This is a genomic window from [Empedobacter] haloabium (genome assembly GCA_008011715.2).
Classification (GTDB): domain Bacteria; phylum Pseudomonadota; class Gammaproteobacteria; order Burkholderiales; family Burkholderiaceae_D; genus Rugamonas; species Rugamonas haloabia.
On the sequence record CP136508.1, the window covers coordinates 3,740,152 to 3,764,304 of the forward strand.

Below are 24,153 nucleotides of genomic sequence, written 5' to 3' on the forward strand. Positions count from 1 at the left end.
AGAGTACGCCATCGTCCAGACAGGAGTTCCGATGCGTTCCACCACGTCCCCGCGGCACCGGCTTGCCGCCGCCCTCGATTCGACCGCCTCCGCCGGGGGCGCTGCCGCCCACGACACCGATCCTTATTTGTGGCTGGAGGACGTCGACGGCGCCGCCCAGCTGGCCTGGGTTGGCGAACGCAACACGGCGGCACTCGACGAGCTGCAGGCCGATCCGGGCTACCCGGCCCTGCGCGAGCGCCTGCAGACCATCCTGGACAGCAAGGAACGCATCCCGTACGTGCGCAAGCACGGCCAGTTCTTCTACAACTTCTGGCGCGACGCCGAGCACGTGCGCGGCCTGTGGCGGCGTACCACCTTGGAGCAGTACCGGACCGGCACGCCGCAATGGGAAACGGTGCTCGACCTGGATACGCTGGCGCAACAGGAAAACGAGAACTGGGTCTGGCAAGGCGTCTCTTCGCTTTACCCCGACGGCAACAAGTGCCTGATTTCGCTGTCGCGCGGAGGCGGCGACGCAGCGGTCGTGCGCGAGTTCGACGTTGCCGCGCGCGCTTTCGTCACGGACGGCTTCCACCTGCCGGAAGCGAAAAGTGCGGTGGCGTGGATCGATGCCGACACCGTCTTCGTCTCGACCGATTTCGGCCCCGGTTCGATGACGTCCTCCGGCTATCCCCGCATCGTCAAGGAATGGCGCCGCGGCACGCCGCTGGCGGCCGCGCGCACCCTGTTCGAGGCCGGCCCGGACGACCTCGGCGTGGGCGCCTACAAGGACTTCACGCCCGGCCACAGCCACCAGTTCATCTCGCGCCAGATCGACTTCTACAGCAGCGAGCTGTTCCTGCGCGACGGCGCCGCGCTGACCAGGATCGACAAGCCGGCCGACGCCAACGCCTACACGGTGCGCGACCAGCTGATCGTCGAGCTGCGCTCGGCCTGGACCGTGGCCGGCACGACCTACCCACAGGGCGCGCTGTTGGCCGCCGCACTGTCCGATTTCCTCGCTGGCGGACGCCGCTTCGAGGTGCTGTTCCAGCCCACCGCCACGTCCTCGCTGGACGGTGTCGCGGCAACCCGCTCCACCCTGCTGCTGAACGAGCTGGACAATGTGCGCAACCGGCTGGTCGAACTGCGCCACGTGGACGGTGCCTGGCAGCGCCGCGTGGTGGACACGCCGGCCTTCGGCACCCTGGAAGTCGCCCCGCTGGACGATATCGATTCCGACCAGTACTTCCTGACCGTCAACGACTTCCTCCATCCGACCACTCTCTACCTGGCCGAAGCCGGCAGTGACGAGCGCGTCGCCCTGCGTTCCCTGCCGGGCTTCTTCGACGCCGCCAGCCTGGTGGTCGAGCAGCACCACGCGACCTCGGCGGATGGCACCGCCGTGCCCTACTTTGTCGTGCGCGACCGCGCCACCCGGCTGGACGGCCGCAATCCGACGGTGCTGTACGGCTACGGCGGCTTCGAGGTGGCGCTGAAGCCCTTCTACAGCGGCGTCACGGGCGCGGCCTGGCTGAGCCAGGGCGGCATCTACGTGCTGGCCAATATCCGCGGCGGCGGCGAGTTCGGGCCGCGCTGGCACCAGGCCGCGCTGAAGGAGCAACGCCAGCGCGCCTTTGACGACTTTATCGCCGTGGCCGAGGACGTCATCGCGCGCAAGCTGACCAGCCCGCCCCACCTGGGCATCATGGGCGGCAGCAACGGCGGCCTGCTGGTCGGCGCGGCCATGACACAGCGGCCCGAGCTGTTCGGTGCCGTCGTCTGCCAGGTGCCGCTGCTGGACATGCGCCGCTACAGCAAGTTGCTGGCGGGCGCCTCGTGGATGGGCGAGTACGGCGATCCGGACGATCCGGCCCAATGGGACTTCCTCCGCCGCTACTCGCCCTACCACAACGTGCAGGCCGGCCGGCGCTACCCGCGCGTATTGTTCACCACGTCGACGCGGGACGACCGCGTCCACCCCGGCCATGCCCGCAAGATGGTGGCGCGCATGCAGGAACAGGGGCATGACGTGCTGTACTGGGAAAACACGGAGGGCGGCCATGCCGGTGCGGCCAACAACGACCAGCAGGCGCGCATGTGGGCGTTGACATACACGTTCTTGCGTCGGCAGCTGGCTTAACCCAACGGTGACAGTCACCAGGGGTCTCACCACAGCGCACCCAATCGTGCGCACAGGAAATTCCACTCTGCCGTATGCTAGGAAATTGTTTCCTATTTTTATGGCATTGTTGCTAAACTGGGTGCTTGCCTGACGGCGTTTCGCTTGACTGGTGCCCGCACAGGCGTATTGTCTGTCGGACAGCAAGCGGAGCGATCTGGCGCAATAAAGCGGTGTGTCGTGCATACTCCTAACGTTCTTGTCCTGAACGGCCATCCGGCACCCGTGCCGGCGCCTCGGCACAGGCTGGCTGGCGCTGCCCGCCGGCCTGCGCACGTCCGTCCTACCCATTCATCACCCAACACCGTCACTACCGCCGGCCGCGCGCGCCGGCCATCACCACATCTGTATAAATAGAGGGAAGCGTCAATGAACGACATGACCGAACTGCCCGAGGAACTGGACCTGAAGCTGATCCTGTCCACCTTGATGGCATTGAAAAAGGGCGATTTCTCCGCGCGCATGCCGTCCGACTGGACGGGCGTGTCCGGCAAGATCGCCGACACGCTGAACGACATCATCGAGACCAACGAGCGCATCGTGCGCAACGTCACGGAGGTCAGCCGTGTCGTGGGCCGCGAGGGCCGCCTGACGCAGCGTGCGCCCGTCACCAACGTGTCGGGCGGCTGGGCCACCATCATCAGCGCCGTCAACACGCTGATCGACGACCTGGTGCGCCCCACCACCGAGATGGCACGGGTCATCGGCGCGGTGGCGAAAGGCGACCTGTCGCAGACGATGGCGCTGGAAGTGGACGGTCATCCGCTGAAGGGCCAGTACCTGCGCGCCGCCACCACCGCGAACACGATGGTGGAACAGCTGCTGTCGTTCTCCTCCGAAGTGACGCGGGTGGCGCGCGAGGTCGGTACCGAGGGCAAGCTGGGCGGCCAGGCGCAGGTGAAGGGCGTGGCCGGTACCTGGAAGGACTTGACCGACTCGGTCAACTCCATGGCGGGCAACCTGACCTCGCAGGTGCGTAACATCGCCGAAGTGACGACGGCCGTGGCCAACGGCGACCTGTCGAAGAAGATCACGGTGGACGTGCGCGGCGAGATCCTGCAGCTGAAGGACACCATCAACGTCATGGTGGACCAGCTGCGCTCCTTCGCTTCCGAGGTGACGCGCGTGGCGCGCGAGGTGGGTACCGAGGGCAAGCTGGGCGGCCAGGCCTACGTGCCGGGCGTCGGCGGCACCTGGAAGGACTTGACCGACAACGTCAACTTCATGGCATCGAACCTGACCGGCCAGGTGCGCAACATCGCCGCGGTGACGACCGCCGTGGCGAACGGCGACCTGTCGAAGAAGATCACGGTGGACGTGAAGGGCGAAATCCTCGAGCTGAAGAACACCATCAACGTGATGGTGGACCAGCTGTCCTCGTTCGCCTCCGAAGTGACGCGGGTGGCGCGCGAGGTCGGTACCGAGGGCAAGCTGGGCGGCCAGGCGCAGGTGAAGGGCGTGGCCGGTACCTGGAAGGACTTGACCGACTCGGTCAACTCGATGGCGGGTAACCTGACGGGCCAGGTGAGGAACATCGCGGACGTGACGACCGCCGTGGCGAACGGCGACCTCTCGAAGAAGATCACGGTGGACGTGAAAGGCGAGATTCTCGAACTGAAGAACACCATCAACGTCATGGTCGACCAGCTGAACTCCTTCGCTTCCGAGGTGACCCGGGTGGCGCGCGAGGTGGGTACCGAAGGCAAGCTGGGTGGCCAGGCCAACGTGCCGGGTGTCGCGGGCACGTGGAAGGACTTGACGGAAAACGTCAACCAGCTGGCCGGCAACCTGACGGGCCAGGTGCGCAACATCGCGGAAGTGACGACCGCCGTGGCGAACGGCGACCTGTCGAAGAAGATCACGGTGGACGTGAAGGGCGAGATCCTGGAACTGAAGAACACCATCAACGTGATGGTCGACCAGCTGTCCTCGTTCGCGTCCGAGGTGACGCGGGTGGCCCGTGAAGTGGGTACCGAAGGCAAGCTGGGCGGCCAGGCCTACGTGCCAGGCGTGGGCGGCACCTGGAAGGACTTGACCGACAACGTCAACTTCATGGCGTCGAACCTGACGGGCCAGGTGCGCAACATCGCGGCGGTGACCACCGCCGTGGCGCGCGGCGACCTGTCGAAGAAGATCACGGTGGACGTGAAGGGCGAGATCCTCGAGCTGAAGGACACCATCAACGTGATGGTGGACCAACTCTCCTCGTTCGCATCGGAAGTGACGCGGGTGGCGCGCGAGGTCGGTACCGAAGGCAAGCTGGGCGGCCAGGCCAACGTGCCAGGGGTGGCAGGCACGTGGAAGGACTTGACGGAAAACGTCAACCAGCTGGCTGCCAACCTGACCAACCAGATGCGCGCGATCGGCGAGGTGGCGACGGCGGTGACGCGCGGCGACTTGTCCCGTTCGATCCAGGTGGAGGCGCGCGGCGAGGTGTCCTACCTGAAGGACAACATCAACGAGATGATCCGCAACCTGAAGGAAACCACGCAGAAGAACGCGCAGCAGGACTGGCTGAAGACCAACCTGGCGCGCTTCACGCGCCTGCTGCAGGGCCAGCGCGACCTGCAGGCGGTGACGAAGCTGATCCTGTCCGAGCTGGCGCCGCTGGTGTCGGCGCACCACGGCGTGTTCTACATGATGGACTCGCAGCTGGACGACGCGCGCCTGCGCATGATCGCCAGCTACGGCTACCGCTCCAGCCGCAAGCTGCCGACTTCCTTCCTGCCGGGCGAAGGCCTGGTCGGCCAGTGCGCGCTGGAGAAGGTGCGCATCTGGCTGACCGACGTGCCGCGCGACTACATCGTCGTCTCGTCCGGCCTGGGCGCGGCGCCGCCGACCAATATCGTCGTGCTGCCGATCCTGTTCGAGCAGCAGGTCAAGGCCGTCATCGAGATCGCCTCGCTGGATCGCTTTACCGAGACCCACCTGTCCTTCCTGGACCAGCTGATGGAATCGATCGGCGTGGTGCTGAACACGATCGAGGCGAACAGCCGCACCGAGTCGCTGCTGACGCAGTCGCAGTCGCTGGCGCAGGAACTGCAGCAGACCAACCAGGAGCTGGCCGAGAAGGCGCGCCTGCTGTCCGAGCAGAACATCGAGGTGGAACGCAAGAACCGCGAGGTGGAGCAGGCCAAGCTGGCGCTGGAGGAAAAGGCCACGCAGCTGGCGCTGTCGTCGAAATACAAGTCCGAGTTCCTGGCCAATATGTCGCACGAGCTGCGTACCCCGCTGAACTCCCTCCTGATCCTGGCGCAGCAGCTGGGCGACAACCCGGAAGGCAACCTGTCGGCCAAGCAGGTCGAGTTCGCGAAAACCATCCACGGCTCCGGTTCCGACCTGCTGACGCTGATCAACGACATTCTGGACCTGTCGAAGATCGAGTCCGGTACCGTCACGCTGGACGTGTCGGAATACCGCTTCGCCAACCTGCGCAACTACGTCGACCGCACCTTCCGCCACATGGCCGAGGCCAAGCACCTGGGCTTCACCGTGTCGCTGGCGGACAACCTGCCGGCCTCGCTGATGACGGACACCACGCGCCTGCAGCAGGTGCTGAAGAATCTGCTGTCGAATGCGTTCAAGTTCACGTCGCACGGCCAGGTCTCGCTGGAGATCGGGGTGGTCGGCGGCGGCTGGAGCCCGGACAACCCGAACCTGGCCAATGCCGACGCGGTGCTGGCCTTCTCCGTCAGCGACACCGGCGTCGGCATCGCGGCCGACAAGCTGCAGCTGATCTTCGAGGCGTTCCAGCAGGCCGACGGCTCCACCGCCCGCAAGTACGGCGGCACGGGCCTGGGACTGTCGATTTCGCGCGAGCTGGCGCGCCTGCTGGGCGGCGAGATCCGTGTCGAGTCGGTGGTCGGCAGCGGCTCCACGTTCACGCTGTTCCTGCCGTATAACCGTGCCGGCTTCGTCAACTACGAGCAGCCCCGCCCCGCCCCGCAGCGCCTGGCACCGCAACCGCCGAAGGTGGTGTACAGCCAGCCGGTGACGGACGTGGAGATCATCGAGCGGCGCCCGCCCTCGGAGCTGGACGCCGAACCCGAGACCTACAGCTCGACGATCGACGATCGCGGCCTGACCGCGCCGGGCGACCCGTCGGTGCTGATCATCGAGGACGACGAGCGCTTCGCCAAGATCGTGCTCGACTTCGCGCGCGAGAAGAACTTCAAGGGCATCGTGATCCACCAGGGCGACTCGGCGCTGTCGCTGGCGCGCGACTACCTGCCGTCGGCGATCCTGTTGGACCTGGACCTGCCGGACATCGACGGCTTCACGGTGCTGGACCGCCTGAAACGCGACCCCAGCACGCGCCACATCCCGGTGCACGTGATGTCGGCCTCGCGCGAGCGCGAACGGGCGCTGCGCTCGGGCGCCATCTCCTTCATGTCCAAGCCGGTCGACAAGGAAGCGCTGCAGGAGCAGTTCACGCGCATCCAGAAGTTCCTGATGGGCGGCAAGCGCAGCCTGCTGGTGGTGGACGACGAGGCGAGCCAACGCGACGCCATCGTGGCGCTGATCGGCGCGACCGACGTCGACATCCGCGCCGTCGGCACCGGCGAGGAAGCGCTGGCGGCGCTGCGCACCAGCCACTTCGACTGCATGGTGCTGGACCTGACGCTGCCCGACATCTCGGGGTTCGAGCTGCTCGACATCATCGGCAAGGACATCAAGCTGCGCGACCTGCCTGTCGTGATCAACACGGCGAAAGAGCTGAACAAGAAGGAAGTGGCGAAGCTCAAGCGCTATGCCAAGACCATCGTCATCAAGGACGCCCGCTCGCCGGAACGTCTGCTGGACGAGACCGCGCTGTTCCTGCACCGCTCCCAGGCCAACCTGCCGGAAGCGCAGCGGCGCATGCTGGAACAGGTGCACGCGGCCGATTCCGGCCTGGCCGGCCGCAAGGTACTGATCGTCGACGACGACCTGCGCAACATCTTCGCGCTGTCCTCGCTGCTGGAGCGCCAGCAGATGCAGGTGTCGTTCGCCGAGAACGGCCGCGACGGCATCGAGGTGCTGGAACGCGATCCGAGCATCGAGATCGTCCTGATGGACATCATGATGCCGGAGATGGACGGCTACGACACGATGCGGGCGATCCGCCGCATTCCGAAGTTCCGCTCGCTGCCGATCATCACCCTGACGGCGAAGGCGATGAAGGGCGACCGCGACAAGTGCATCGCGGCGGGCGCCTCCGACTACATCACCAAACCGGTGGACGTGGCTCAGCTGCTGTCGCTGATGCGCGTCTGGCTGCATTGAGCGGTGCCGCGATGAGCGCCGCCGTGGAGAGCGCCGTGCAACTGTCCTGGTCCGATTACGCGCCGGAGGTCGAGGAACTGGAGCTGGAGCTGCTGCTGGAGGCGCTGGTGCAGCGCTTCGGCTTCGATTTCCGCTCGCACGACCGGGCCACGCTGAAGCGCAAGCTGTTCGCGCTGCTGCAGCGGCGTGGCCTGCGCACGCTGTCGCAGCTGCAGGACCGGGTGTTGCACGACACGGCAACGTCGGCCGCGCTGCTGCGCGCGCTGGCGGTGCCGCCCGCCAGCCTGTTCGACGACCCGCTGGAAGCGATGCAGCTGCTGGCGGTGGCGGAACAATGCCTGCCCGGTGCGCCGCTGCCGAAAGTCTGGCTGGCCGATTGCGCCGGCGCGGAACAGGCCTGGACGGTCGCGGTGCTGCTGGCCGAACGGCAGCTGCTGTGGCGCACCGAGATCCATGCCACGGTGCCCAGCGACGCCCTGCTGGAGGAAGCGCTGGCGGCGTCGATCGCACCGGAACGGATGGCGGCGTGCCAGCGCCGTTACGAGCAGGCCGGCGGCTGCGGCCAGCTGGCGGACTATTTTCACATGGAGAATGGCGCGCTGGTACCGCTGCCGCAGCTGAAGAGCCGCATCACGTGGGCCCAGTACAACCTCGTCACGGACGCGTCGTTCAACGAATTCCAGCTGATCGTCTGCCGCCGCGCGCTGCCCGATTTCGGTCCGCTGCTGCGGCACCGCGTGCTGCAGCTGTTCCACGACAGCCTGGCCCTGCTGGGCGTGCTCGGCATCGACCGCGAACTGGACGCCAAGGAGCGGTTGGCCGGGCATTACCAGCAGGCGGTAGCGCGCGAGCCCTGGTATAAACGGGTCGGCTGAGCCGCCGAGCCCCAGGTGACAGGCCTCATCCGCGGGTTGCCGACTCGCAGGTGCGGCCTGTCGCCTTCACTACCAGTATCTAAGGGCAATATTTATTGCTTTTCAGCTATACACATAACCGAAACTCGGCTACAATCTCACCCTTTCCCCTGCCGCGATTGCCCGGTTTCCAGCATGTTGCGTGCGGCTTGCGCGAACCTGGCGGCCTCGTCGTCGTTGTTGGCCCGGTCCAGCACATCGGACGGCGGCAGCGTAATGCCGCGCTGCACGGCGGGCCGGTCGCCGATGGTGTTCAGCCAGCGCTGCAGGTTCGGCAAATCGTCGACGTCGACACCGGACCATTTGTGCGTCCGCACCCAGGCCCAGTTGGCGATATCGGCGATCGAATACTCGCCCGCCAGGTATTCGTTGTCGCGCAGCTGACCGTCCAGCACGCGGAACAGGCGCTTCGTCTCGCCCTGGTAGCGGTCGATCGCGGGCTGCAGCTTTTCCGGGAAATAGCGGTAGAACACATTGGCCTGACCCATCATCGGACCGATGCCGCCCATCTGGAACATCAGCCATTGCAGCACGCGCGAGCGGCCTTCCGGATCGGCCGGCAGCAGGCGCCCCGTTTTCTCGGCCAGGTAGATCAGGATGGCGCCCGATTCGAACACGGCGAAGTTGTCGTTGGCCCGATCGACGATGGCCGGAATCCGGCCGTTCGGATTGAAATTCAGGAACCACGGTTCCTTCTGCTCATTGGCGGACAGGTCGAGCACGTGCAGGGTGTATTGCAGCTCGAGTTCCTCCAATGCGATGGATATCTTGTGCCCGTTCGGTGTGGCGGCAGTATATAAGTCGATCATATTGACTCCGAAGAATTATACGAACGACAAATGATAACGCCATTTACGGGCAAGTGTCATTTCGATGCAACAGGATAATAAAAAGCGCCGGGCAAAAAAAAGACCGGCCGCAATCTGAGGAGGGGACCGGTCAAAACGCTTTCTATCATGAGAGCGCGGGGATATCACAAGGGGCCGGCCCGAACCGTCGCTGAAAAATGACGGCACCGGCCAATGAAACCGTGCCGGATTTGAGGAATCCGGCAACCTGCCGCTCAACAATTATTGCGCGGTACGGGTTACACTTTGCCAGTTTTCATTCTCGAGAGGCTTAGGACTTCATTAAGGAAAGAAAGAAAACGTTTCAAGACTGGCATCAATATCGCAAGCAGACGGCACGCAGAATGGATGCGGCGGCGCGCCCGGATGCCAATTACGTTTTGACGCTTCCGCAACCGAGGAATAATCATGAACAAACAATCAATCCATCCTTCCACCTGGAGCGTGGGTACCCGTATCACCCTGCTCACTTTCGGCCTGATCAGCGTGGTCCTGACGTGCCTGATCGTCGTCATCAGCGTCGGCACCAGCCGTCTGCTGGAAGAGCGCGCCACCGACAGCGTGCGGCAAGAACTCGACGGCGTGAAGAACATGGTGGAGCTGTTCAACACGGCCGTGACCGGCGAGGCGAGCAGCTTTGCCAAGGTCCTGTCCGCCCAGTTCGAGAACAAGTTCAGCCTTGATAGCGATACCACCGTCGAAGTCGGCGGCAAGCCGGCGCCTGTCCTGAAGGATGGGGATCGCGTGCTGAACAACGATTTCTCGATCCCCGACCGCTTTACCGACCAGAGCCGCGCCACCGCGACGATCTTTGCCGTCACCGGCGAGGACTTCATCCGCGTGTCGACGTCCGTCAAGAAGGAGGATGGCAGCCGCGCCGTCGGCACCACGCTCGATCGGGCCCACCCCGGCTACGCGCTGCTGCGCGCCGGCCAGAGCTATACCGGCCTGGCGACGCTGTTCGGCAAGCAGTTCATCACCCGCTACGACCCGGTGCGCGACGCGGCCGGCAAGGTGGTCGGCGTGCTGTACGTGGGGGTCGACGTGTCGCACGAGATCGCCACGCTGAAGCAGCGCATCAAGTCGATCAAGGTCGGCAAGACCGGCTACTTCTACGTGCTCAACGCGACCCCGGGCGCCAACCTGGGCAAGCTGATCGTGCACCCGAAACGCGAGGGCGACAGCATCCTGGAGTCGAAGGATGCCAACGGCAATGCCTTCATCCGCGAAATGCTCGAGAAGAAGGAAGGCGTGATCCGTTACCCCTGGGCGAATCCGGACGAAACGGTGCCGCGCGAGAAGATCGCCGTGTACGGCTACTTCAAGGACTGGAACTGGGTGCTGGCAGGCGGCGCCTATACGGAGGAAATCACGGCCGAGGCCACCGCGCTGCGCAACCGCTATGTGCTGCTGGGCTTTGCCGCCCTGCTGGTGTTCTCCGTGCTGCTGTACCTGGCGGTGCGCCGCTATATCACGCGGCCGCTGGCCGAGGTCGAGCAGGCCGCCAGCCAGATCGCCGCCGGCGACCTGACGGTGCGCATGGACGTGCGCGGGCAGGATGAGATCGCCCGCCTGACGCAGGCGATGAACGGCATCAGCCACCACCTGTCGGCCGTGGTCGGCAAGGTGCGCACGGGCGCCGAGCACATCGCCTCCGCCTCCAGCGAGATCGCCAGCGGCAACCAGGACCTGTGCGCGCGCACCGAACAGCAGGCCGGTGACCTGGAGCAGACCGCCAGTTCGATGGAGGAGCTGACCGCCACGGTGCGCCAGAACGCCGACAACGCGCGCCAGGCCAACCAGCTGGCGCAGAGCGCGTCCGACGTGGCGGCCCGCGGCGGCGCCGTGGTGGCCCAGGTGGTCGAGACGATGGGCTCGATCAATGCGTCGTCGCAGAAGGTCGTCGACATCATCGGCGTCATCGACGGCATCGCCTTCCAGACCAATATCCTGGCGCTGAACGCCGCCGTGGAAGCGGCCCGCGCGGGCGAACAGGGCCGCGGCTTCGCGGTGGTGGCGGGCGAGGTGCGCACGCTGGCGCAGCGCAGCGCCGCTGCCGCGCGCGAGATCAAGGAACTGATCGGCAATTCGGTCGGCCAGGTCGAGGCCGGCAGCCGCCTGGTCGAACAGGCCGGCACCACGATGGCCGAAGTCGTCAACAGCGTGCGCCGCGTCACGGACATCATGGCCGAGATCCGCAGCGCCAGCGAGGAGCAGACGGCCGGCATCGAGCAGGTCAACACGGCCATCACGCACATGGACCAGGTGACGCAGCAGAACGCGGCCCTGGTCGAGGAAGCGGCCGCGGCGGCCAGCGCCATGCAGGACGAAGCCGCCAGCCTGGCCCAGATGGTGCGCCAGTTCCGCCTGGAAGACGACGTGCGGGCAAAAAAAACCCGCATCGGGGATGCGGGCGGAAAATATCAAATCGGGAGAGATTTGAAAGAGCAGGCGCATCTTCTCACGGCAAAATGACGGCCGTGTGACGCGGCGGCCCGGCATGGCCGGGCTGCCGTAGCCGCCCCCGCCGGCGCGCTGCGCTACACTGGCGCCATGCCGATCCACCTTTCCAACCGCAAGCGCGCGGCGCTGGCCGCCGCCACCGCCATTCTGGTCCTGGCCGCCTGTCGCGCGCCCTCCCCCATTCCTGCCACGCCAGCGCCTCCGCCCGCGCCCGCGCCGACGGCCGTATTGCCCGACCACGGCGGCACCCTGGCCATCGATCCCGCCGCCTCCCTGATCGCGATCACCGTGCGCCGCGGCGGCCCGCTGGCCCGGCTGGGTCACGATCACGTGGTAGCGGCCCGCACCGTCGGCGGCAGCGTCGATCCCGTCCAGGGGCGCGCCACGCTGCGCTTCCGGCTCGACGAGCTCACCGTCGATGAATCCGCCTTGCGCAGCCAGGCCGGCCTCGACACGCAGCCTTCCGCCGATGCCATTGCGGGGACCCGCCGCAACATGCTGACGCGGGTGCTGGACGCGGAACGTTATCCCTGGGTCGCCGTGGCCATCGAACGCACTGGCGCCGCGGCGGTCAGCGCCGCCGTCACGCTGCATGGCGTGACGCGCCGCTACGACGTGCCGGTGCGGGTGGATCAGAGCGCGGCCGGCCTGAATGCCAGTGGCACGCTGAGCTTGCGCCAGACCGACTTCGGGCTGGTGCCGTTTGCCGTGCTGGGCGGTGCGCTGGCCGTACAGGACGAACTGGCGCTGCGTTTCGACATCGTCGCGCGGCGCGCCCGATAGGGCTGTACATCCATACAGTATTGGGCGTATAATCGTTTCATCATGCGATGCGATCCGCTTCATGGCCCCGGCGGCCGCCCTGACGACAAGCCTGACGGCCGCACGGCCATCCTGCTGCCTTCCGGGTTCGTGCTGGATCTGCTGGCGCCGGACGCGACGGGCCTGCCGATCACGGATATCGCACTGTGCCTGGCCTCGCAGCCGCGCTGGGGCGGCGCGGCGCGGCCATGGTACTCGGTGGCCGAGCATTGCGTGATGGTATCGAAGCTGGTGCCGCAGCGGCTGGCGTACGCGGCGCTGCTGCACGACTGCGAGGAGTTCCTGGGCGACTGGCCTTCGCCCGTGAAAGTGATGCTGGGGCGTGCCTACGTGAAGGAGCGCCTGCTGCCCGTGAAGCAGGCGCTGCGGCGGCGCTTCGGCTTCGACGACGACGATCCGGCGATCAAGCACGCAGACCTCGTCGGCATGGCGACAGAACTGCGCGACCTGCTGCCGCCGGCGTGGATCGAATGGGGGCACCTGCCGCCACCGCATGCGGAGCGCATCGTCCCGGTCGGACCGGAGCGGGCCTACACCCTGTTCCTGGAGCGCTACGAGCAATTGCGCCACCTGGCAACCGCGCCATGACACCCGTGCGATGACACCTGTGCCATGCCGCCGGGCGACAGGGGCGGCATCGGCGCGAACGAGACGCCCCGGTGCGTTGTATTATCGGTACGCCAGGATCCCGGCAAGCGCACTACGCCGCGTTGGCGGAGGGCGGGGCGCCGTTTTGGACTGTCCAGCTGGATGAGGAAACCTTGCTAACAGGCAGTTTACAAAGCCGTTTTTGGACTTATCCACTCCCGTTGTGGATAACGATGTGGAAAAGCGGGGCTTGACAGGCCGGAAACGCAGTACTGGTGCGGGTTTCAACAAATTGCCTGTTCAGGAGGCAAAATTTTTGGTGCGTAAAATCAGGCACTTACGGATGGGCTCGGGTATGTCCAGCGCGGCGAACCGTTGTGCCAGCAAATATTTTCGTTGGCGCGGCCGACCTGGACGTGGCAAGGGAATGCTTTGACAAAAATGCCGAGGAGGAATAGTGTCATAGCGGGGACGATCATGGGTTTCTTGCCGCGAGTAAAACGATGGACTCACAAGCCAACGATGCCAGCGAAGGCTGGATGATTGAAGACGAGGTGCCGGCGGCCGACGACGCAGCCGTGGCCGCGCCCGCGCCCTGGAAAGTGCTGATCGTCGATGACGACGTCGATGTCCATGTCGTCACCAAGTTCTCGCTCAGCAATGCCGTCTTCATGGGCCGGCGCCTGTCCTTCCTGCATGCCTACAGCGGTCACGAAGCCTTGCAGATGTTGCGCCAGCACGAAGACGTGGCGCTGGTGCTGCTGGACGTGATCATGGAGACGACGGACGCGGGCCTGCGCGTGGCGACCCGCATTCGTGACGAGCTGCACAATGCCCTCGTGCGCATCGTGCTGCGCACCGGCCAGCCGGGCCAGGCGCTGGAGCATGGCATCATCCTGGACTACGACATCAACGATTTCTGGTGCAAGACCGACCTGACCACGCGCAAACTGTTCACGACGGTGATTGCCTCGCTGCGGGGCTATCACAGCCTGTCCGAGGCGCAGCGCAGGGTCGAAACCGCCCAGGCGGAGCTGACCGCATTGCACCGGACCGCCAGCGACGCCCTGCAGGCACTCCGCGGCGGCGCCAGCTGGGCCGGCACTGTCGCTCTCGGCACGCCGCCGGTCAAGGTGGCGCTGACGGTGCAGCCCGGCACGGTGCCGGGCGGTTTCACGGCAGAGGGCCACATCGAAGGCCAGGACAGCGGGACGCGGCCGCCTGGCTGACCCGCGCCCGGACCATCGTCGGCGCTCCCCGCCGGGACCGCGTTCCACCCCGTCATTTGCAGCTAAGTCACGGATAGTAAAGCGTTTTTTGGAATATCCACACGACCTGGGGATAACTTTGTTGATAAGGCCCTCTTGACAAGGCAAAGCGCCCGTAACGACGCCATTTTCCTTAAACTGCCCGTTCAACAGGCAGAATCTGCCGTCAATAAAATCAGGCACTTACAGCCTCAGCTGCAGCAATTCAGCATCTCGCGCAAAAATTCCGGCACGTTTTCGACTTGACAATTTTTGTGCATAACCGCCGCGCGCACACTTGACACCAGCCGCGTTACGACACCTTGCGACGGCGCTCGGGTCCCGTCAGCACGCGCTGGATCACGTCAATCCCGATGCCATGGCCCTTCAGATATTCCAGTGCGCACATCGTGCCGACCTGCCCTTGCAGCAGGACGCCCTTGTCGACAATATCGCTGTGCAGCCGGTCCTTGCGCACGTGCAGGTGCGCGGTACGCGTATCGATCGCTTCCATGGCAGTCCTTGTCGCGAAAAATTGCAGAATGTATGAGATGGCTCAATACGCCGAGGCCTGACAAGAGTATTGGACATGAACCCCGAAAGTCAACCTGTCGCTGCCATCGGCGCCGCGCTGGGCCGGCGCCACGCCCTGTGTTAGCTGCCGCGCAGTACGGCACCCGGCTTCGCGCTAAGCTGCGCTCACCCAATCAGACAGGAGGACCCCATGACCAGTTCCACCCCGCCCCTGAATCCTGGTGACGAAGCGCCCCCGGGCACGCCCGGCACCGGTGAGGATATCTGCCCGGCCTGTGCCGGCAGCGGCAAACAGGCCGACGGCAAGCCCTGCCCCAACTGCGGCGGCAGCGGCACGATTACCGAAGGCATCGGCGGCGGCTGAGCCGTGGCGTGACAGGGCGCGGCCGGGCGCGGATAATGGCAGCATGCCGCCCGACCTTCCCCACCCCGCTACCGCCCTGCCTCCCTCCGCCAGCCCTGCCCGGCCCCGCTCGCGCAGCGAGCTGTTTGTCGCTTTCACGCTGCTGGCCCTGCAAGGGTTCGGTGGCGTGCTGCCCATCGTGCAGCGCGAGATGGTGGAACGGCGGCGCTGGATGACCCAGGAGGAATTCGTCGAGGAGTGGGCCGTGGCGCAGACGATGCCGGGGCCGAACGTCGTCAACCTCTCGCTCGTCATCGGCAGCCGCTGCTTCGGCCTGTCGGGCGCACTGGCGGCCCTGGCCGGCATGTTGCTGGTCCCATCCCTCGTCGTGCTGGCGCTGGCCACGGTGTACGGCCTGTTCGCCAGCGATCCCCGCGTGGCCGGCGCCTTGCGCGGCATGGCTGCCGTCACGGCGGGCATGGTCGTCGCCACCGGCGTGAAGCTGGCGGCCAGCTTGCGTCGCCATCCGCTGCCACTGGGCGTCACCGTCACGCTGGCGCTGCTCGCTATCGCAGCCCTGGCCGTGCTGCGCCTGCCGATGTTGCCGGTGCTGCTGGTGCTGGGCGGCACCGGTTGCGTGCTGACCTACAGGAAGCTCAAGCCATGAGCGCGGGCGCGCACATCGTGCTGACGTGGCACGACTGGCTCGACCTGTTCGCGCACTACCTCGTCCTATCCCTGATGTCGGTGGGCGGCGCCATCTCCACCACGGGCGAAATGCACCGCTACCTGGTCGAACAACACGGCTGGATGACACAGCAGCAATTCGCCGATGCCATCGCGATCGCCCAGGCCGCGCCGGGCCCGAACGTCCTGTTTGTCGCGCTGCTGGGCTGGACTGTCGGCCTGAACGCGGGCAGCCACATGGCGGCAGCCCTGGGCGTGCTGGTGACGATGATCGGCATCATGCTGCCCAGCAGCGTGCTGATGCTGCTGGCGAACGACTGGGGCCAGCGCAACCGCGAACTGCGCGCCGTGCGCGCGTTCAAGCAGGGCATGGCTCCGCTGGTCATCGGCATGCTGATCTCGACGGGCATCGTGCTGGCCGGCGCCAACGGCGACAGCGCCACCGAATGGCCGCTGTACCTGGTCTCCGCGCTGGCCGCGCTGGTCTTGTGGCGCACCCGCATACACCTGCTGTGGCTGTTGGCTGCGGGGGCGGCCGCGGGCGCTTTCGGGCTGGTTTAAGACCGGCGGTGCCTGCCACCAGGGCCTCATCAGCGCGGCGCGCGCCGCCGCCACCAGCCATCGACCGAAAACCGCCCCGGACCCGCCAGCGCGATGGTGCCGAACACGATGATCAGCAGCCAGCCGAACTGGCCCTGCTCAAGGCTCCAGTCCGGATGCACGAGGACCATCGACACCGCCAGCAGGAACAGCACCGGCAGGCTGGCCAGCCGGGTGCACAGGCCAACGGCCACCAGCACCGGGCAGACGATCTCGGCGAACAGCGCGCAGGTCAGCGTGATACCCGGTCCCAGCCCCAGCGGATCGTCGATATGGGCCAGCTCGCTGCGCCAGTGCAGCAGCTTCGGCAGTCCATGCACGGCCAGCAGCAAGGCCGCGCCCGTCAGGCGCGCATACAGCAGTCCCAGGTCGGGCGTGGCGGTGGCACTCAACAATTTCGAGGTACGCATGGCCGCCTCACCGGTTCTGGAAGCCGCCGTACGCCTTGACGGGGCTCCATGCGGGTTCCACCGGCGGCGCCGCCGGCGCCAGCGGGGCGAACGGGCCGGCGCCATATACGACCTTGCCATTGACGATCGTCAGCAGGCTTTCCAGCCTGCGGATGCCGTCGGCCGGCATCGTGAAATAGTCGCGCGGCAGCACCACCAGGTCGGCGTACTGGCCCGGCGCGACCGTGCCCTTGACGTCTTCCTCGCCGCTCATCCAGGCGCTGCCGCGCGTCATCAGGCGCAGCGCGTCGAAACGGCTGAGCGCATCGTCCGGCTGCCACATCCGCAGGCCGCCGGCCGTCTTGCCGGTGACTGCCCAGTACAGCGACGGCCATGGCCCGTAGCTGCTGACGCGCGTACCGTCGGTGCCCAGGCCGACCGGAATACCCATCTTCAGCATGGTGCGGATCGGCGGCATCTGGCGCGTTTGCGCACCATAGCGCTGCCAGTAGGCCTCGCCTTGATAGTACATGCGATTCTGCACGGCGATGCCGCCACCGAGGGCCTTGACGCGGGCCAGTTGCGCGTCGGTGATCGTCTCGGCATGGTCGAAGAACCAGCGCAGCCCGTTCAGCGGCAGCTCGCGGTTGACCTTTTCGATGACGGCCAGGTCGCGTTCGATCGATTCGCCATACGTCGCGTGGATGCGGAACGGCCAGCGGTTCTTCACCAGCAGGCGCAGCACGCCTTCCAGCTCGCCCTCCATCTGCGGCGGCATGTCCGGCCGCGGTTCGAGGAAGTTCTCGAAGTCGGCCGCGCTCCACACCAGGTTCTCGCCGCCGCCCTCGGTGTTGTAGCCGTTGGCATAGAACAGGTGGTCGTTGCGATCCGGTTTAGTCTGCGCCAGCCAGCGTTCGTAGTCTGCCAGCTCCTTGCCGGGTTGCTGGGCGAACAGGTAATAGGACGTGCGCACCGTCAGCTTGCCGTCCTTGGCCAGCTCCAGGCTGACCGCATAGTCGTCCGGATAGGCCTGGCCGCCGCCGCCCGCGTCGATCGCGCTGGTCACGCCCAGGCGGTTCAGTTCGCGGTAGTACTGCAAAGTGGAATTGGCTTGCTGCGCGCGCGCCAACGTGCCGGTCCTGGCCAGGGTGCTGTACAGGATCAGTGCGTTCGGCTTGGCCACCAGCAGGCCGGTCGGCTTGCCCTGCCCGTCCAGCTCGACCACGCCGTCCTTGTAGCGGGTGTTGGCATCGTAGCCCAGCGTCTCGATGCCCTTGCGGTTGAGGAAGCCCAGGCCGTACAGATAGAGGATGAATACCGGCTTGTCCGGCACCGCCTCGTTGATCTCGGCCAGGGTGGGCAGGCGCCGCTCCGCGAACTGGTATTCGTTCCAGCCGCCCACGACCTTGATCCATTGCCCATCCGGCGTGCGCGCGGCCTGCTCCTTCAGCATGCGCAGCGCTGCCTGCAGCGACGTCACCCCGTCCCAGCGCAGTTCCGCGTTGTAGTTCAGGCCCTCGCGGATGATGTGCAGGTGCGAGTCGTTCAGGCCCGGAATGACGGTGCGGCCGCCGGCGTCGATGACGCGGGTATTCTTGCTCTTGTGCTTGAGGACCTGCGCCGCGCTGCCCACGGCCGTGATCTTGCCGCCGTCGATGGCGACGGCCTGGGCGAAGTCGCCTTCCTTCACCATGGTGGCGATTTTCGCGTTCGTCACGATCAGGTCGGCGGCGTGAGCCAGTGTGGCCGCGCCGGACGCGGCCAGTCCCGCCGCCAGCATGGCAGCGTGTTGCATCAGTCGTTTCATGTTTTCCTCGGCTTTACTACAAAAAAAACGGGCCGACCGATGCAACCGCGGCGTCGCGGGTGCGACGCCGCGTCAGGAGCTTACTCCTTGATCGCTTCGATCGCGAAGGTCAGCTGCACGTCGTCGCTGACGTTCGGCGCGTACTTGCCCGCGTTGAATTCGCTGCGCTTGATGGTGGCGGTCGCGTTGGCGCCGCAGGCATCCTTCTTCGCCATCGGGTGCGGCTGGCACTTGAACGACGTGACCTGCAGGGTGACCGGCTTGGTCACGCCCTTGACCGTCAGGTTGCCGTCCACGGACGCCAGCGTGTCGCCGTTGAAGTTGAACTTGGTCGACTTGTAGGTGATGGTCGGGTACTTGGCCGTGTCGAAGAAGTCGGCGCCCTGGATATGGCTGTTGAACAGGTCCGAGCCGGTGCTGACCGATTTCGCATCGATGGTCACGTCGACGGAACCCGTCTTGGCGGCGCGGTCCAGCGTGATCTTGCCCTTGGTCTTGTCGAAGCGGCTTTCCTGCGTCGAGAAGCCCAGGTGGCTGTACGAGAAGCGCGCGAAGGTGTGCGAGTCGTCGATGACATAGGTTTCCGGCGCGGCGTGGGCGGCCACGGAAGCCATCAGGGCGGCGGCGGCGGCGCTCAAGGCGATCAATTTTTTCATCTAAAAACTCTCCAGTCTGAGGTTAACGAACCCAGGCATTATGCGCGGGGCACGGCGGAGAGTAAAACGGAAAATTTACCGTTTTATTATCGAAAAACTCGATAGTAAAACCCGCTGGCGAACGAGATGATGGTAGCGGATAGGGCATTGGCTGCCCATCTGCCAAAGGGATGCGGGCGGGGCTACCCGGGTGGGGAAGTTGGGGTCTGTCCCTTCGGGACTGACCCCGAAGTTGGTCTCGATCCGCCGCATTGCCAAACAACTTCGGGGTCAGTCCCCTGCGGGGACAGACCCCAATGACAAGTGCGCCCGAGGAACCGACGCATCAAGCATCCAGCAGCCGCGCCAGCAGCCGGCTCTCGACGGCGGCGAACTCGCGCGAGCCGCGCGCGCGCGGGCGCGGCAGGTCCACCGCCACGTCCAGCGTGATGCGGCCATCTTCGATCAGCAGCACGCGGTCGGCCAGCGCCACCGCCTCCTGTACGTCGTGCGTCACCAGCACGGCGGTGAAGCCGCGCTTGCGCCACAGCGCCTCGATCAGGCGCTGCATCTCGATCCGGGTCAGCGCGTCCAGCGCGCCGAGCGGCTCGTCCAGCAGCAGCAGCGACGGCTCGTGCACCAGGGCGCGTGCCAGCGCGACCCGCTGGCGCTGGCCGCCGGACAGCTCGGCAGGCCAGGCGTCGGCCCGGTCGGCCAGGCCGACGGCGGCCAGTGCCTGCGCCGCCGCATGCGGCCCGGCACCCTGCAGGCCCAGCGCGACGTTGTCCAGCACGGTCTTCCACGGCAGCAGGCGCGGCTCCTGGAACATCATGCGCACCGTCGTGCCGGCGCCCACGTCGACCTGGCCGCCATCGAGCGCATCGAGGCCGGCGATCGTGCGCAGCAAGGTACTCTTGCCGCAGCCGCTGCGGCCGACCACGGCGACGAACTCGCCCGGCGCCAGACGCAGGCCGATGGCGTCCAGCACGGTGCGTTCGCCATAGGCCTTGGTCAGGCCCTGCAGCGTGACCGCGGCGCCCTGCCGCCGCAGGGGCGCGGGGTCGGCGCGGCGCCAGACCGGCGCCGGGGCGGTGGCAAACAATTCGGTATCGATCGGTATCGTGGCATGCAGCATGCTCATCCCCTGTAGGTTAGCGATAGGCCGGGTTCCAGCGCAGCAGGCGGCGTTCCAGGCCGCGGGCGAACAGGTCGGCCAGCTTGCCCAGCAAGGCGTACAGCAGCACGCCCACCAGCACCACGTCGGTCTGCAGGAACTCACGTGCGTTCATCGTCATGTAGCCGATGCCCGCCTGCGCGGAGATCGTCTCGGCCACGATCAGCAGCACCCACACGAGGCCGAGCGAAAAGCGCACGCCGACCAGGATCGACGGCAACGCGGCCGGCAGGATCACGTCGCGGTACAGCGGCCAGCCGCGCAGGCCATAGCTGCGGGCCATCTCGATCAACTGCGCGTCGGCGGCGCGAATGCCGTGGAAGGTGTTCAGGTAGACCGGGAAGAACACGCCGACGGCGAGCAGGAACAGCTTGGCGCTTTCGTCGATGCCGAACCACAGGATCACCAGCGGGATCAGCGCCAGCGCCGGGATATTGCGGATCATCTGCAGGGTGGTGTCCAGCAGTGTCTCGGCGCGGCGAAAGCTGCCTGTCAGGAGCCCCAGCAGGAGGCCGGCGCCGGCGCCGACGCCGAAGCCGGACAACGCCCGCCACAGGCTGGTGCGCAGGTGCGTCCACAATTCGCCCGACACGGCCAGCGCCCAGAAGGCCTGCGCGACGGCCCAGGGTTCGGGCAGGATGCGGCTGGACAGCCAGCCGGTACGGGCCGACAGCTCCCACGCCAGCAGCAGCGCGACCGGCAGCAGCCAGGACGCGATGCCGGCGCGCAGCGCTGCCATTGGGCGCGGCGGGGCAAGCACGGCGCCGCCCATCATGCCGCCTTGCGCGGGGCCGAGGGCACGATGTCGGTCGCCATCACTTCGCCGAACGGCCCGGTGATCGACTGTTCGCCCGTGGCCTTGCCCTTGCCCAGCAGCGGGAACACCAGCTCGGCGAAGCGGTACGACTCCTCCAGGTGCGGGTAGCCGGAGAAGATGAAGGTCTCGATGCCCAGCGCCTGGTACTCGCGGATGCGTTCGGCCACCGTTTCGGCGTCGCCCACCAGCGCGGTGCCGGCCCCGCCGCGCACCAGCCCGACACCGGCCCACAGATTGGGCGACACTTCCAGCTTGTCGCGCCGGCCGCCGTGCAGCGCGGCCATGCGACGCTGGCCTTCCGAGTCCATCCGCGCGAACGTGGCCTGGGCCCTGGCGATGACGTCATCGTCCAGGTGCGAGATCAGTTCCTCGGCTGCGCGCCAGGCCGCCTCATTGGTCTCGCGCACGATCACGTGCAGCCGGATGCCGAACCTGACAGTGCGGCCGTGCGCGGCGGCACGCTGGCGGATGTCGGCGATCTTTTCCGCCACGGCGGCCGGCGGCTCGCCCCAGGTCAGGTAGACATCCATCTGCTCGGCCGCCAGCTCGTGCGCCGCCGCCGACGAGCCGCCGAAGTACAGCGGCGGATAGGGCTTCTGTACCGGCGGATACAGCGTTTTCGCCCCCTTCACCTTCAGGTGCTTCCCCTCGAAGTCGAAGCCGGCGTCGCCGCCCTCGCCCGACAGCGCGCCGCGCCAGATGCGGATGAACTCATCGGAGATCTGGTAGCGCTCGGCGTGGTCGGCGAACAGGCCGTCCGCTTCCAGCTCGGCCGGGTCGCCGCCCGTCACCACGTTGATCAGCAGGCGTCCGTTCGACAGCCGGTCGAACGTCGAAGCCATGCGCACCGCCAGGCCGGGGCTGGACAGGCCGGGCCGCACGGCGACCAGGAACTTCAGCCGCCTGGTGGCGTGGATCAGGGACGATGCCACTACCCAAGCGTCCTCGCACGAACGGCCGGTCGGCAACAGCACGCCGTCGTAGCCCAGCGTGTCGGCGGCCACGGCGACCTGCTTCAGGTAGTCGGCATCGACGGCGCGCGCGCCCTTCGAGGTGCCCAGGTAACGGCTGTCGCCGTGGGTGGGAATGAACCAGAACAAATTGAGTGACATGGCTGCTCCTAGCGGGCCGCCAGCACGGCGTCCCTGATGGCGATCGGCTTCGGGATCAGTTTCAGGTTGGCGAAGGCGTCGGCGATCTTCTGCTGCTCGCGCAGCACGTCGCTTCCCACCGGCTTGACGCCGAAGCTGTAGCGCGTGGTGGCCAGTTCGACCACCGGCAGCGGCAGTCCGGTCTGCGTGGCCAGCAACGCCGCCACCTCCTTCGGATTGGCGCGGCCCCACTCGTCCACTTTCGCCACCTCGTCGATGACGAGTTTCAGCAACTCGGGGTTCTGCTGTGCCCAGCCGCGCGCGGCCAGATAGAACTGGTGGTTGGCCACCAGCCCGGCGCCATCGGCCAGGATGCGCGCGCCCAGCTGCTTCTCGGCGGCCGCGAAGAACGGGTCCCAGATCACCCAGGCATCGACGGCGCCCCGCTCGAAGGCGGCGCGCGCGTCCGACGGCGGCAGGAAGACCGGCTGGATGTCCGCATAGGCGATGCCGGCCTGCTCCAGCGCGCGCAGCAGCAGGTAATGCACGTTCGAGCCCTTGTTCAGCGCGACCCGCTTGCCCTTCAGCTGCGCCACGCTTTTCAACGGCGAGTCCTTCGGCACCACGATCGCCTCGCTGCGCGGCGAAGGCGGTTCATAGCCGACGTACACCAGGTTCGCACCCGCGGCCTGGGCGAAGATCGGCGGCGCCTCGCCAACGGTGCCGAAATCGACACTGCCCACGTTCAGGCCCTCCAGCAGTTGCGGACCGGCCGGGAATTCGGTCCACTGCACGGCGATGCCCTTGCCGGCCAGGCGCTGCTCCAGGGTGCCGCGCCCCTTCAGCAGGGTGAGGGTGCCGTATTTCTGGTAGCCGATGCGGATGGTCTTCGGCGCCTGCGCCCGGGCCTGCGGCAAGGCGCCGGCAACGGCGCCCGCGAACAACAGGCCCAGGGTGCGCCGCCGTACGGCGCGATTGTCATGCATGCTCATTACTGCTCCACTATCGTTGTGTTATTCGTTCACGCCGCCTGGCGCGCCGGCTGCGCCGGCAGCAGGTCGGCCAGCGCGGCGACGCCGGCCGTCACGCGCGTCGCGATCTCGGGTGCCAGCGCCACGCCCTGCTCGCTCCACTGCACCTGGTGCGACGTCGCGTAGATACTGGTCAGCACCAGCCGCGCTTCCAGCGCCTGCAGCACGGGGCGCAGCGCATAGTCCAGCGCCAGCAGGTGCGACTGGCTGCCGCCGGTGGCGATGGGCAGCACCACCTTGCCGGCCAGGCCGTCCTGCGGCAGCAGGTCGAGGAAAGTCTTCAGCGCGCCGGAGAACGACGCCTTGTAGACGGGCGTGCCGATGACGATGGCGTCGGCCACCGCCACCTGGGCCAGCGCGGCGCGCAGCGCCGGGTTGTTCGTGTCCGCCTGCAGCAGCGCCTGGGCCGGCAGGTCGCGCACGTCCAGGCGGCTGGTCGCATGGCCCAGGGCCGCCAGACGTTCACCCAGGTGCTGCAACAGGCGGCCGGTGGTCGAAGGAACGGCGGGGCTGCCGCCGAGAAGAAGGATGCTCATCGTGGTGTCCTCTGTGTGCTGTGCACTGATCGAAACGATTGACAGGCGCTAGGCTAAGCCAGCAACTGGCAAAGCAGAAGGAATGGTTTCGCCGTTCGATATGTGATTTTCTCAGCATGATTTTTCGGCATATCGAAGCGCGCAATTGTTCGTGGACGCCGCCCGCGCGCGACCGCGATACTGGTCCGGCGGCGCTGC

20 protein-coding genes are annotated in these 24,153 nt (G+C 66.6%); 10 read left to right on the forward strand and 10 right to left on the reverse strand.

From position 1 onward, the window contains the following. Positions 1–31: 31 nt before the first annotated feature. The 3 genes from E7V67_016285 to E7V67_016295 all read left to right on the forward strand — a co-directional run bounded on the left by E7V67_016285 (position 32) and on the right by E7V67_016295 (position 8,304). Positions 32–2,125 (forward strand): prolyl oligopeptidase family serine peptidase, encoded by a 2,094-nt coding sequence (locus E7V67_016285; protein ID WUR11270.1) that lies wholly within the window; start codon positions 32–34, stop codon positions 2,123–2,125. Between the two features lie 408 nt (positions 2,126–2,533). Then, a complete protein-coding gene (locus E7V67_016290) occupies positions 2,534–7,429 on the forward strand; it encodes a response regulator (protein WUR11271.1) in 4,896 nt (1,631 codons plus the stop codon). 11 nt (positions 7,430–7,440) lie between these two features. After that, the gene (locus tag E7V67_016295) at positions 7,441–8,304 is read left to right on the forward strand and encodes a CheR family methyltransferase (GenBank protein ID WUR11272.1); all 864 of its coding nucleotides are present in this window, start codon (positions 7,441–7,443) and stop codon (positions 8,302–8,304) included. 137 nt (positions 8,305–8,441) lie between these two features. Here E7V67_016295 and E7V67_016300 read toward each other — a convergent pair whose 3' ends face one another. Then, positions 8,442–9,152, reverse strand: a complete 711-nt coding sequence (locus E7V67_016300; protein WUR11273.1) for a glutathione binding-like protein — start codon at positions 9,150–9,152, stop codon at positions 8,442–8,444. A gap of 447 nt (positions 9,153–9,599) precedes the next feature. Here E7V67_016300 and E7V67_016305 point away from each other — a divergent pair, with 447 nt between their 5' ends. The 4 genes from E7V67_016305 to E7V67_016320 all read left to right on the forward strand — a co-directional run bounded on the left by E7V67_016305 (position 9,600) and on the right by E7V67_016320 (position 14,293). Further along, complete coding sequence (locus tag E7V67_016305; protein WUR11274.1) at positions 9,600–11,666, forward strand: Cache 3/Cache 2 fusion domain-containing protein; 2,067 nt, start codon at positions 9,600–9,602, stop codon at positions 11,664–11,666. Positions 11,667–11,744: 78 nt separating this feature from the next. Further along, a complete protein-coding gene (locus tag E7V67_016310; protein WUR11275.1) occupies positions 11,745–12,437 on the forward strand; it encodes a YceI family protein in 693 nt (230 codons plus the stop codon). Between the two features lie 42 nt (positions 12,438–12,479). Beyond that, positions 12,480–13,064: a hydrolase gene (locus tag E7V67_016315; GenBank protein WUR11276.1), complete on the forward strand. Its 585-nt coding sequence runs from the start codon at positions 12,480–12,482 to the stop codon at positions 13,062–13,064. A gap of 503 nt (positions 13,065–13,567) precedes the next feature. Continuing rightward, positions 13,568–14,293 carry a hypothetical protein gene (locus E7V67_016320; protein ID WUR11277.1) on the forward strand — a complete coding sequence of 242 codons (726 nt, stop codon included), beginning with the start codon at positions 13,568–13,570 and terminating at the stop codon, positions 14,291–14,293. A 331-nt stretch (positions 14,294–14,624) separates the two neighbouring features. Here E7V67_016320 and E7V67_016325 read toward each other — a convergent pair whose 3' ends face one another. Then, positions 14,625–14,825: a hypothetical protein gene (locus E7V67_016325; GenBank protein ID WUR11278.1), complete on the reverse strand. Its 201-nt coding sequence runs from the start codon at positions 14,823–14,825 to the stop codon at positions 14,625–14,627. A 210-nt stretch (positions 14,826–15,035) separates the two neighbouring features. Here E7V67_016325 and E7V67_016330 point away from each other — a divergent pair, with 210 nt between their 5' ends. From E7V67_016330 to E7V67_016340, 3 genes are read left to right on the forward strand one after another with little or no spacing between them, the layout of a single operon-like run. After that, positions 15,036–15,209 (forward strand): hypothetical protein, encoded by a 174-nt coding sequence (locus E7V67_016330; GenBank protein ID WUR11279.1) that lies wholly within the window; start codon positions 15,036–15,038, stop codon positions 15,207–15,209. 43 nt (positions 15,210–15,252) lie between these two features. Then, complete coding sequence (locus tag E7V67_016335; protein WUR11280.1) at positions 15,253–15,855, forward strand: chromate transporter; 603 nt, start codon at positions 15,253–15,255, stop codon at positions 15,853–15,855. Then, entirely contained in the window at positions 15,852–16,436 is a 585-nt protein-coding gene (locus E7V67_016340; GenBank protein WUR11281.1) for a chromate transporter, read from the forward strand. Before E7V67_016335 ends, E7V67_016340 begins: the two co-directional genes overlap by 4 nt. A gap of 29 nt (positions 16,437–16,465) precedes the next feature. Here the strand turns inward: E7V67_016340 and E7V67_016345 are convergent, their stop codons facing one another. The 8 genes from E7V67_016345 to ssuE all read right to left on the reverse strand — a co-directional run bounded on the left by E7V67_016345 (position 16,466) and on the right by ssuE (position 23,955). Continuing rightward, on the reverse strand, positions 16,466–16,885 hold the full coding sequence (locus E7V67_016345) for a DoxX family protein (protein ID WUR11282.1): 420 nt from the start codon (positions 16,883–16,885) through the stop codon (positions 16,466–16,468). Positions 16,886–16,892: 7 nt separating this feature from the next. After that, the gene (locus E7V67_016350) at positions 16,893–18,671 is read right to left on the reverse strand and encodes an amidohydrolase (GenBank protein WUR11283.1); all 1,779 of its coding nucleotides are present in this window, start codon (positions 18,669–18,671) and stop codon (positions 16,893–16,895) included. Between the two features lie 80 nt (positions 18,672–18,751). Next, entirely contained in the window at positions 18,752–19,327 is a 576-nt protein-coding gene (locus tag E7V67_016355; protein WUR11284.1) for a YceI family protein, read from the reverse strand. A gap of 325 nt (positions 19,328–19,652) precedes the next feature. Next, entirely contained in the window at positions 19,653–20,441 is a 789-nt protein-coding gene (locus E7V67_016360) for an ATP-binding cassette domain-containing protein (GenBank protein ID WUR11285.1), read from the reverse strand. A 16-nt stretch (positions 20,442–20,457) separates the two neighbouring features. Continuing rightward, positions 20,458–21,219 (reverse strand): aliphatic sulfonate ABC transporter permease SsuC, encoded by a 762-nt coding sequence (gene ssuC / locus E7V67_016365; GenBank protein ID WUR11286.1) that lies wholly within the window; start codon positions 21,217–21,219, stop codon positions 20,458–20,460. A gap of 32 nt (positions 21,220–21,251) precedes the next feature. Continuing rightward, positions 21,252–22,409, reverse strand: a complete 1,158-nt coding sequence (gene ssuD / locus E7V67_016370) for an FMNH2-dependent alkanesulfonate monooxygenase (protein ID WUR11287.1) — start codon at positions 22,407–22,409, stop codon at positions 21,252–21,254. An 8-nt stretch (positions 22,410–22,417) separates the two neighbouring features. Beyond that, a complete protein-coding gene (locus E7V67_016375) occupies positions 22,418–23,380 on the reverse strand; it encodes a sulfonate ABC transporter substrate-binding protein (protein ID WUR11288.1) in 963 nt (320 codons plus the stop codon). Between the two features lie 29 nt (positions 23,381–23,409). Continuing rightward, the gene (gene ssuE / locus E7V67_016380) at positions 23,410–23,955 is read right to left on the reverse strand and encodes an NADPH-dependent FMN reductase (protein WUR11289.1); all 546 of its coding nucleotides are present in this window, start codon (positions 23,953–23,955) and stop codon (positions 23,410–23,412) included. Between the last annotated feature and the right edge of the window lie 198 nt (positions 23,956–24,153).